7 protein-coding genes are annotated in these 5742 nt (G+C 70.6%); 6 read left to right on the top strand and 1 reads right to left on the bottom strand.

Features of this window, described 5'->3' with window-relative positions; all coding sequences use genetic code 11:
* The coding region (locus tag ACQKIP_RS37970; protein WP_427745188.1) for a CARDB domain-containing protein at window positions 1-1048 on the bottom strand (1048 nt) is incomplete at its 3' end.
* 345 nt (window positions 1049-1393) lie between these two features.
* Between ACQKIP_RS37970 and ACQKIP_RS37965 the strand changes: the two genes are divergently transcribed.
* From ACQKIP_RS37965 to ACQKIP_RS37940, 6 genes are all read left to right on the top strand, one after another.
* A complete protein-coding gene (locus ACQKIP_RS37965) occupies window positions 1394-2164 on the top strand; it encodes a GntR family transcriptional regulator (protein ID WP_365854827.1) in 771 nt (256 codons plus the stop codon).
* Between the two features lie 84 nt (window positions 2165-2248).
* Window positions 2249-2476 carry a 4Fe-4S dicluster domain-containing protein gene (locus ACQKIP_RS37960; protein WP_249586246.1) on the top strand — a complete coding sequence of 76 codons (228 nt, stop codon included), beginning with the start codon at window positions 2249-2251 and terminating at the stop codon, window positions 2474-2476.
* A gap of 44 nt (window positions 2477-2520) precedes the next feature.
* Window positions 2521-3870 (top strand): ABC transporter substrate-binding protein, encoded by a 1350-nt coding sequence (locus ACQKIP_RS37955; RefSeq protein ID WP_365854829.1) that lies wholly within the window; start codon window positions 2521-2523, stop codon window positions 3868-3870.
* Window positions 3867-4763 carry an ABC transporter permease gene (locus ACQKIP_RS37950; RefSeq protein ID WP_365854831.1) on the top strand — a complete coding sequence of 299 codons (897 nt, stop codon included), beginning with the start codon at window positions 3867-3869 and terminating at the stop codon, window positions 4761-4763. The genes ACQKIP_RS37955 and ACQKIP_RS37950 overlap by 4 nt, the downstream gene beginning before the upstream one ends.
* A 3-nt stretch (window positions 4764-4766) precedes the next feature.
* Entirely contained in the window at window positions 4767-5579 is an 813-nt protein-coding gene (locus ACQKIP_RS37945) for an ABC transporter ATP-binding protein (RefSeq protein WP_365854833.1), read from the top strand.
* A 27-nt stretch (window positions 5580-5606) separates the two neighbouring features.
* On the top strand, window positions 5607-5742 hold a 136-nt coding region (locus ACQKIP_RS37940), incomplete at its 3' end, for an FAD-dependent oxidoreductase (protein ID WP_427745187.1).

Below are 5742 nucleotides of genomic sequence, written 5' to 3'. Positions count from 1 at the left end.
GCGTCGGCGTCGGGTCGTCCGTCGGCGTCGGCGTGGGGTCGTCCGTGGGCGTGGGCGTCGGATCGTCCGTCGGCGTGGGGGTCGGATCGTCCGTCGGCGTGGGGGTCGGATCGTCCGTGGGCGTGGGCGTCGGATCGTCCGTAGGCGTGGGCGTCGGATCGTCCGTCGGCGTAGGAGTCGGATCGTCCGTAGGCGTCGGCGTCGGCGTCGGGTCGTCCGTCGGCGTCGGCGTCGGGGTCGGAGTGGGTGTGTCCGGCGGGACTACGTCCGTGGTGGCGCAGGATCGGTTGTTCTCGGTGTTGTTCTCCCGTGAACCGGTGTACACCTGGGCGCAGTTGGTGATGGTCTGGCCCTCCGCGTCGGGATTGGCGCGCATGGTGACGGTGAACGTGCGCGTCTCGTCCGGGGCGAGGGTACCGAGGGGGCAGGTGATGGTGAGACCGGAGTCCGGGCACTCCTCGGGGCGCTCCACGATGGAGGAGAGGTTGCCGTCCGTGGGGTCCTGGACGGTGACGTCGACGGCGTTGGAGGGGCCGTGGTTGGTCACCGTCAGGGTGAACGTGTAGGTCCCGTCCGCCTCGACCTCGGGGGTCGCCGTCTTCGTGATCTCCACGTCCGTCAGGGTGGTGGACTGCGAGATCAAGGTGGTGGACGCCCGCTGGGAGCCGTCCTGGAGGACATCGGCCTGGTTCCTGATGTTGGTTCCGTCGGAGAGGGACGGGTCCACGGTGACCGGAATCTGGAACTCACGCGTGGCGCCCGCCGGTACGGTGACGCCCGAACCTCCGCAGGTGACCGTCTGCCCCTGAGCCGTGCAGGAGTCCGGGAGGCCGCCGACGCTGATCCCGTCCCCCAACTGGTCGGTCACCGTGACGCCCGAGGCGTCCTCGTCACCGCTGTTCGTCACGGTCAGGGTGTAGACGGCGTTGTCGCCGATGACCAGTGGATCGGGTGTCACCGACTTCGAGATCTGCAGATTGGCCGCCGCCCTGACACCCGTTCCGGTGTCGATGGGGATGGCCTGCCCGGTGGAGGCGACTGCGGACATCACCACCGCGGCGGAAATAGTCGCTCCGCGGCTCAGTTTCGCAAGCCTCACGTGTGCCTCTCACTCGGGGATCTCGTGCGTTGGCCTCTCGTTCCCGGCAAACCCGGACGAGAGGTTTTACGGCACTACATATAGACGGATAATTCGCAACTTAGGTAGCGACACTCCACGGCCTTGATCGAAAGAGCGCTCGCCTCGCCCGGCAGGACCAAAACCCGGCCCGTCGTGGCAGATCTCCCCGGCGCATTCACGAACTCACAGGTCAGAGCCAGTACGCGGGGTGCGCCGAGTGGCGCAATACTCCGGCAACACCACGGCCGCGACGGCGTCGGTATGGTCCCTCGCATGCCAGCCGAACGTATCCGCGAGCACACTGTGCCGGTCGCCGCCGCACGACGGCGCCGGCTGCGCGCGGACCAGGCGCGGCAGCTCGCCGACCTGCTGCGTCACCAGGTGCGCACCGGGGGCTTTCCCAGCGGTGTGCTGCCGCTCGAAGGCACGCTCGGCAGCGACTACCGCGTGTCCCGGAACACCGTCCGGCAGGCGCTCGATCTGCTCCGTACGGAAGGGCTGCTCGAACGGCAGCCCGGCGTGGGCACCGTCGTGGTGTCCGAGAAGTACCCGCACGGACTCGACCGGTTGCAGGGCCTCGCCGAGACCCTGCACGAACACGGCGACGTCACCAACGAAGTCCGTACGGTCGGTCCCGTCCCCGCGCCCGCACCCGTGGCCCGGCGGCTCGGCCTCGCGGAGCACACCGACGTGCTCTGCATCGAGCGGCTGCGCAGGCTGAACGGCCTGCCGCTCTCCCTCGACCTCACCTACGTCCCGATGGACATCGGCGCCGGTCTCATCGGCTGCGACCTGGAGAACACGGACGTGTTCCGGCTTCTCGAGACCCTCACCGGGCAACCGCTCGGCACCGCCGAGATCACCCTGGAAGCCGTCAACGCCGACGCGCACTCCGCCGCCGTCCTCGAAGCCCCGCGCGGCGCCGCCGTGCTCATGCTCGAACGCCTCACCTCACTGTCCGACGGGCGCCCCGTGGACCTGGAGTTCATCCGCTTCCGCGGCGACCGCATCGCCATGAGCGGACTGCTGCACCGCGCCCTCTGACCTTCTGACCTCGTCCTTTCTTCCCCCTTTCCTTCTCCTTTCCATTTCTCCTTTCCTTCCGCCACCACTTTCCGGGAGACAGCCATGCCTCTGGCCCCCCAGCGCGCCGACGTGCCCGTGACCATCGACGAGTCCAAGTGCATCGACGGCTGCACGCTCTGCGTCGACATGTGTCCGCTCGACTCGCTCGCGATCAACCCGGAGAGCGGCAAGGCCTTCATGCACGTCGACGAGTGCTGGTACTGCGGGCCGTGCGCGGCCCGCTGCCCCACGGGCGCGGTCACGGTCAACATGCCCTATCTGCTCCGGTGAAGCCGCCGACGAAGGCCCCCGAAGGCCGAGAGGTTCCCACTTCCATGAAACGCACGGCACTCAACACGGCCATCGCCGCCCTCCTGACGGTCCCGCTCGCGGGCTGTGGCGGGGCGAGCGCGGACGAGTCCGGCACGGTCACCGTCACCATCGGCTACCAGTCCAAGACCATCAACACCGTCACCGCGGGCACGCTCCTGCGGTCGCTCGGCTACTTCGAGCGTGAGCTCGCCGCGCGCGGCAAACGGGAGGGCGTCACCTACAAGGTGAAGTGGCAGGACTACGCCACCGGCGCGCCGATCACCGCACAGATGACCGCCGGGAAGATCGACATCGGTTCGATGGGTGACTTTCCCCTGCTGATCAACGCGGCCCGCGGCACCCAGCTGAACCGTCCGACGAAGCTCGTGTCCGTCACGGGATACAACCTCCGCGGTGGCCTCAACACCATAGTCACCGCGCCCGGTTCGAAGCTGTCGTCGCTGTCCGACCTGCGCGGCAAGAAAGTCTCGACGAGCGTCGGCTCGGCCGCGGACGGCACACTCGTACGGGCGCTGCGACAGGCGGGCATCGACCCCGCGGACGGCATCCGCAAGCTCAACCAGCAGCCCGCGGTGGGCGCTTCGGCGCTCCAGGCAGGCAGCGCCGACGCGCTCTCGCAGTTCGTGGCCTGGCCGGGGCTGCTCGCCTTCCAGGACCGGGCACGGGCGCTGTACGACGGCGCGGAACTGGACCTGCCGACCTTCCACGGAGTCACCGCGCGCGAGGACTTCGCGAAGAAGCGGCCCGGCGTCCTCGAAGACTTCCTGCGCGCCCAGCACAAGGCGACCGGCTACCTCAACGAGCACCCTGTCGCCGCGGCCGAGTCGGTGGCGAAGGCCACCGGCCTCCCGGCCGAGGTCGTCTACCTCTACAACGGCGCGCACGGCATCGCCACGTTCGACCCCACGATCAAGCCCGCGCTGGTGGCCGCACTCAAAAAGGACGTGCCCGTGCTGAAGTCGGCGAAGCTGGTGGGCGACGTGGACGTGGACGGCTTCGTCGACGAGCGGTACGTGAAGAAGGCGTACGGCGCCGGATACGCCGCCGCGCTGAGCGCCGCCCCCAAGCCGCCCCGCAGCCAACTCTGGCTCAAGGGAGAGAGCAGGACCCGGTCCTACGGCACCCCGGCGGATCTGCTGCGCCAGGCGGCGGCACGGCAGGGCAAGGTGCGCGCGGCGTACGTTCCCGACACCACTACCGGCACCCCCTGGTTCGCCGACAAGGCCGTGTGGGTGGCGGACGGCGGGAAGCTGCTGCCCTTCGTCACTCCCGCCACCGCCGGCGCCTACACCAAGGCGCACCCGGGTGCTCGTAAGGTCTCGTACAACACGGCGCTGGAGAAAGCGTCATGACGGCCCGTCATCTCATACGGATTCTGTCGCTCGCCGCCGCGCTCGGCCTGTGGCAGCTCCTGACCGCGCTCGACGTCAGTGTGTGGCTGCGCTTCGAGCAGTTCCCCACGGTCGTCGACGTCGCGCGGGAGTTCGGGGAGCGCGTCGGCAGCCAGGCGTACTGGCAGGACCTCACCGACAGTCTCAGCCGCATCGTCACCGGCTTCGCGCTCGCGGCGGTCGCCGGGGTGGCCGTCGGCACGGCGATCGCCCGCTCGCGGCTGGCCGCCGATCTGCTCGGGCCCGTCCTCGAAGTGCTGCGGCCCATACCGGCGATCGCCCTCGTGCCGGTGGCGATCCTGCTCTTCCCCAGCAATGAGCAGGGCATCGTCTTCATCACCTTCACCGCGGCATTCTTCCCCGTCATGGTCTCCACGCGGCACGCGGTGCGCGCCCTGACCCCGGTGTGGGAGGAGGCGGTCCTCACGATGGGCGGCGGGCGGTGGCGCGTGCTCGGCTCGGTGGTCCTGCCGGGCGCGCTGCCGGGCATCCTCGGCGGGCTCTCCGTCGGGATCGGCGTCTCGTGGATCTGTGTGATCTCGGCGGAGATGATCTCCGGGGAGTACGGCGTGGGCTACCGCACCTGGCAGGACTACACGGTGGTCGACTACCCCGGCGTCTTCGTCGGCATGGTCACCATCGGTGCGCTCGGCTGGCTGACGTCGACGGCGGTGGAGGTACTGGGCCGCCGCGTGACGCGGTGGCTGCCCCGCACGGAGTCCCGCACCGATGCGCCGATGCCGCGCCGGTCCCCCGCGCGAAGACCGCGGCGCGCTCCGTCCGGGGTTCCGGCCCCCGAGTCCCTGTCCGGGCTTCCGGACCGCGAGCCCCTCACCTCGACGAAGGAGGCGTGAGCCATGACCACTCCCCCCGAGACCGCCCCCGCCCCTGTCCTCGCCCCGCCGCGCGGCACCCGGCTCACCCTGCGCGACGCGTCGATCGGACGGCAGGGCACCCCCGTACTCGCGGGGCTCGACCTGGACGTCTCCCCCGGCGAGATCCTCACCGTCGTCGGCCCTTCGGGATGCGGGAAGTCCACCCTCCTGCGCACCCTCGCCGGACTGCTGCGGCCGCTGGGCGGCGAGGTCACCCAGGACGACCGCCCCATCACCGCGCCCCACGCCGAACGGGCACTGATCTTCCAGGACGACGCGCTGCTGCCGTGGCGCACCCTGCGGGCCAATGTCGAACTGCCCCTGGCCATCAAGGGAGTGGGGCGCGGCGAGCGCCGTGCCCGGGCCGATGGCTGGCTGGAGCGTGTCGGCCTCGGCGGGCACGGCGCCAGGCTGCCGCACCGCGTATCGGGCGGGCAGCGGCAGCGGGTCCAGCTCGCCCGAGCCCTCGCGGGCGAGCCGCGGGCCGTGCTCATGGACGAGCCGTTCGGCGCCCTCGACGCGCAGACCAGGGCCGGGATGCAGCAGCTCCTCGCCGAGGTGCTGCGCGGCACGGGCGCCACCGTCGTCTTCGTCACCCATGACGTGGACGAGGCGCTCTTCCTCGGCGATCGCGTCGCCCTCCTCGGCACCGGCGGCGGCCGGGCTCCCGCCACCCCCACCGCCCCCTCCGCACTCGAAGTACTCGACGTGCCGCGCCCGCGTGAGCGTACGGCGCACGGCGACGCAGCCACCATCGAGCTGCGCCGCGCCGTTCTGACGTCCCTCGGCACCTGATCCCCCGGCACCTGAGAGGCCCCTTCCATGCACATCCCCGCAGTCACCGACGCCCTGGAGCTCTCCTGTGACGTCCTCGTCATCGGCGGCGGAACGGCCGGCACGATGGCGGCGCTCACCGCGGCCGAGCAGGGCCGGGACGTCCTCCTCCTGGAGAAGGCGC

This window comes from Streptomyces sp. NPDC059900 (assembly GCF_050270335.1).
GTDB lineage: Bacteria > Actinomycetota > Actinomycetes > Streptomycetales > Streptomycetaceae > Streptomyces.
Note: the sequence above shows the minus strand (reverse complement) of the source record. Positions and strands in the feature narration are given on the sequence as shown.

What these genes read in the sequence shown, in the direction of transcription:
- ACQKIP_RS37950 (WP_365854831.1), top strand. Translation starts at nt 3,867, where the DNA reads ATGACGGCCCGTCATCTCATACGGATTCTGTCGCTCGCCGCCGCGCTC.
- ACQKIP_RS37960 (WP_249586246.1), top strand. Translation starts at nt 2,249, where the DNA reads ATGCCTCTGGCCCCCCAGCGCGCCGACGTGCCCGTGACCATCGACGAG.
- ACQKIP_RS37955 (WP_365854829.1), top strand. Translation starts at nt 2,521, where the DNA reads ATGAAACGCACGGCACTCAACACGGCCATCGCCGCCCTCCTGACGGTC.
- ACQKIP_RS37965 (WP_365854827.1), top strand. Translation starts at nt 1,394, where the DNA reads ATGCCAGCCGAACGTATCCGCGAGCACACTGTGCCGGTCGCCGCCGCA.
- ACQKIP_RS37945 (WP_365854833.1), top strand. Translation starts at nt 4,767, where the DNA reads ATGACCACTCCCCCCGAGACCGCCCCCGCCCCTGTCCTCGCCCCGCCG.